We start from the raw sequence: 3,874 nt of genomic DNA, 5'->3' as shown, positions 1-3,874 counted from the left end.
AAATACAAGAAGATATAGTACAAGAACAAATAAGTCTGAAAGAATATATAGACCCGTTTACGGGTGAGCCAGTAAACAAGGGCAAAAAATAAACCCCTTTTAGGGGTAGCCTGGGAAAAAGCGCGGTTGGCATACTTTTCAAAGTGTCTTGAGACACGGTAAGCAACATGCCCTTATAGGGCTCATGCAAACCACCCGTTTTACGGGTGGTCCTGATTTGTATATTTTTATTATGGTGATGAATAGAAAAAAATATAATGAAAATTTATATGTTTAAAGAACTAATGTTCTGATATAATTAAAAATAGAGGTGAGAATAGATGGGGATAAGAACTAATAAAATAGATAAAGAGTTCGAAGAACAACTTACAGAGAAGGATTTAAAAATTATGCTTATTGCGGAAAAGTTTTTGAGAGAAAATGGATTTGCTCTTATGAAGGAATTTGAAGATACAGTTAGTAAAATAGCTTGTATAAATAATAGATAGAATTTCAACAAAATATATATATCCCAAAAATACACTAATTGCATTGCAAGTAGTGTATTTTTGATGTTGATATAAAGATTGCTTGCACAGAAAATATTTATATTTTAAATCACATAATTAGATAAAAAACTAAAAAACCTCTAAAAATTTTCAAATTTTACAGATGATTAACATAAGATGAATATCTACAGTGTTAAAATATCTGTATTAGATATTTTATCGAAAAAATCAATAAGATTATAATAATAATCTTTACTTACACTAGTAAGTTTCATTTCTATATTGAACAAAGATGCAATAAGTATGAAATAATTTCTATATTGTGGTAATATATACGTGGAAGTAGGCTAAAGTTATATGAAAAAATATAAGGTACGTAATAGTAGAAATAATGCGAATTAATAAGCTACAAGGAGGTATCATAATGGGAGTTTTTAATAAACTAAAATAATCTACATGTAAGAGTAGCTACTAGCTATCCCATGTAGATTATATAAAACAAATATTTATTAAAAAATTTTACAATGTTTGTTATTGGGAGGTTGAAAATGTCTTATTTTAAGTATGAAAATATTAATATATATTATAAAGTATCTGGTGAAGGTAGACCTTTAGTTATTATACATGGAGATACAGCTTCCTCAAAAAATGTTTATACCAGAATTAAAATTCTATTCTAAAAACTTTAAAGTAATTTTAGTAGATTTAGTAGGTCAAGGAAAATCTCAAAGAGTAGATAAATTACCATTAAATTATTGGGATTTTAATGCTAATATGATTATTGAATTATGTAAGCACATTGGTATTGGAGATGTTAACTTACTAGGTACAAGCGGTGGGGCTATTGTTGCTTTAAATGTTGTATTGAAGCAACCTAATTTATTTAACAGAATAATTGTAGATAGTTTTATGGGAGAAAATTTATCTTATGAGTTTGCAAAAAAAATTGTAGATGATAGAAAAATAGCAAAGAACAAGTTAGGTTCTAAATTATTTTGGTTTATAATGCATGGCTTTGATTGGAAAAATGTTATTGATCAAAATACAAATTTAATTATAGATTTTTCAAGGAATATAGGTAAATTTTTTAATTATGAACTTAGTAACATAGAAAATAATGTTTTAATTACAGGAAGCTCTAAAGATGATTTAATACCTAATGTCCAAAGTACATTAAAAACTATTAATTTAAAGATGAAAAATTCTAAATTGGTTATTTTTGAGAATGGAAATCATCCTGCTATGTTTAGTAACAAAGAAGAGTTTAGAAAGTTAGTTTTGGAATTTTTGTTCTAAATTATAATAAAATACCGTGTTATTCAGAATTGAATTTTACGGTATTTTTATAACTGAATATTCTTGAAATGTGTACTAACTTATAATAATCAAATTACATACTAAATTAGATATAAAATAAACATCATAAAAAATAAAGTAGATAAGTAATACTTTTACTCATATTTAGGTCTTTAACTTCTTTTGAATCTAGGATTATCATATTTTCTAGTTATAAAAAGAGGTGTTAATAAACTATTTTATGCACATATTCTAATATCGTTTTTGGATATTATTTCATTAATGTTTCTTATGGCTGCATTTTTTATATAGTATTACTTAAAGACATAAAGTATATGAAAATATATATAATACATTTGTTCAAAAATAGTACACCTATTAAGGATAGTCTATAATAACAAAGGGGGGTGAACTATCAGTGATAAATAAAAATATTTATTTATTTTTATTTACTGTGTTAACCATTTTATGTATTGGATGTAGCAAAATAAATACACATCAAGATTTATGTATAAAAGAAATAAAGGAAAAAGAGGTTACAAATACGTTGAGAAAACAAGGGTTAAAATTAAAGTCGAGTAATATACAACTAAAAGAGCAGTATAAATTAAATGGAGTAAATCCAAGTATATATGAATTAGAAAGAAATAATGGTTATTTATTTATATATGTATTTAAAACCCTTGCAGATAGAAAAGATGTACAAGAAGAATACAAGCAAATATTTAAGGACTTTAATGTAGAGGACACTCCTTTTTTTAGCTTAAAATATCCAGCTAAGAATACATTGATACTTTATATTCCTAAATCGCAGAAAGATTTTGCCTATTTGAAATTATCACAAAAAATTAGTGAAATAGTTTTTGAAAAACTAAATCCTACTAAAGAAATAATTTTTAAGGGAGAGAGCTCAACTTGGGAAGCAGAATATAAAAGCAAATATTACGATTATTGTATGATGGATGAAAATGAAATTCCACATATGGATAGTTATAGTAAAAACGTAGGTATAGTAAGGTATAAAGGTAAAGATATCAAAAATATACATAATATAAAATATGAGTATAAGACTACACGTCGAAAGGGAAGTGGCACAGGGATAGAATTAAATGAGAATGGCACTGCATACTTTGGAGGTAATGAAAGTAATGGTAGCAGTTTACCAGAACCTAGAATTGTAACACTAACGATTGAGTGGAATGAGAAAAAAGAAACTATCGAATTAAAGAAAGAAAATTATTTTGAGGAATAAAGTATTTGATTGTATAAACTATATTTTCACAATTTAAAGGAGGAAATAATATATGATTATAACAGGAAAAAAATTGGAATGTTTGTAGGTTTTTTAGCAGTTTTAATTACAGTAGTTATGCTGTTAAGTAATATATTATTTGATAAAAATTTTTCTTATATAGCAATTGGATTAGGCAGCATTTCTGGTTCTATGTTATTAGTGCTTTTATCTACAAAGAAAGATGTAAAAAATAATTAACGTTAATATAAGCCAACTCACTTATTTAGGTATAACAGGAGGATAAAACATAGCAAATAAAAAAAGAATCCTACTATAATAAATAAGGATTGTTAATTTTTTTCTTAAAATGGAAACAATATTAAAAAGGGCTAGTTTTTCATAGAAAAACATAACCCCTAGATACAGTTAAATCACTATTTTAAAATTCAAAATCTAAATTTGAATATGAAGTTTACACACATTTAATTACATACTCTTTCAACCATCCTTTATTTACTTGGGATGTTTAATGAAAATGATAAGCTAGAGCGTGCAGGTATAAAACTTGAAAGTAATAGGTAGTATTGCGTAACACTAGCAAAAAGATCTAAATCTAAAAAGGCACTTAACTAGAAGACGCCCATGGAAACATGTGGAAATTTATGTAAAAATAGAATGTAATATTAATGGAATTTGAAACATATATAGTAATTGAAAGTTATTATATGTAGACCAGCTAGTTATAGTCAATAGTTTTTACAATTATTTTTAAGTTATGTTTTTAGGCACAAGAAATAGACTATCTAGTCTACACGAATAATTGATAGTTTGATTTTAATATAGTTCATAATTAGCC

Annotated in this window: 4 protein-coding genes and 1 pseudogene; all 5 read left to right on the top strand. The window is 25.6% G+C overall.

Annotated elements, in window-relative coordinates:
- Positions 1-92, top strand: a pseudogene (locus Tmeso_RS15650) (IS200/IS605 family transposase); the annotation flags it as partial.
- A gap of 228 nt (positions 93-320) precedes the next feature.
- Entirely contained in the window at positions 321-488 is a 168-nt protein-coding gene (locus tag Tmeso_RS16630; protein ID WP_187296411.1) for a hypothetical protein, read from the top strand.
- A gap of 624 nt (positions 489-1,112) precedes the next feature.
- Entirely contained in the window at positions 1,113-1,784 is a 672-nt protein-coding gene (locus Tmeso_RS15645) for an alpha/beta fold hydrolase (RefSeq protein ID WP_242967961.1), read from the top strand.
- A gap of 418 nt (positions 1,785-2,202) precedes the next feature.
- Positions 2,203-3,036 carry a hypothetical protein gene (locus tag Tmeso_RS15640; RefSeq protein ID WP_099192855.1) on the top strand — a complete coding sequence of 278 codons (834 nt, stop codon included), beginning with the start codon at positions 2,203-2,205 and terminating at the stop codon, positions 3,034-3,036.
- Between the two features lie 78 nt (positions 3,037-3,114).
- A complete protein-coding gene (locus tag Tmeso_RS16625) occupies positions 3,115-3,276 on the top strand; it encodes a hypothetical protein (protein ID WP_187296410.1) in 162 nt (53 codons plus the stop codon).
- The last annotated feature ends 598 nt before the right edge of the window (positions 3,277-3,874 follow it).

It is taken from the genome of Tepidibacter mesophilus, from assembly GCF_002724055.1.
Lineage (GTDB): Bacteria > Bacillota > Clostridia > Peptostreptococcales > Peptostreptococcaceae > Tepidibacter_A > Tepidibacter_A mesophilus.
The sequence above is the reverse complement of the archived record's forward strand: the minus strand, read 5'-3'. Positions and strand labels throughout refer to the sequence as shown.

What these genes read in the sequence shown, in the direction of transcription:
- Tmeso_RS16630 (WP_187296411.1), top strand. Translation starts at nt 321, where the DNA reads ATGGGGATAAGAACTAATAAAATAGATAAAGAGTTCGAAGAACAACTT.
- Tmeso_RS15645 (WP_242967961.1), top strand. Translation starts at nt 1,113, where the DNA reads ATGGAGATACAGCTTCCTCAAAAAATGTTTATACCAGAATTAAAATTC.
- Tmeso_RS16625 (WP_187296410.1), top strand. Translation starts at nt 3,115, where the DNA reads ATGTTTGTAGGTTTTTTAGCAGTTTTAATTACAGTAGTTATGCTGTTA.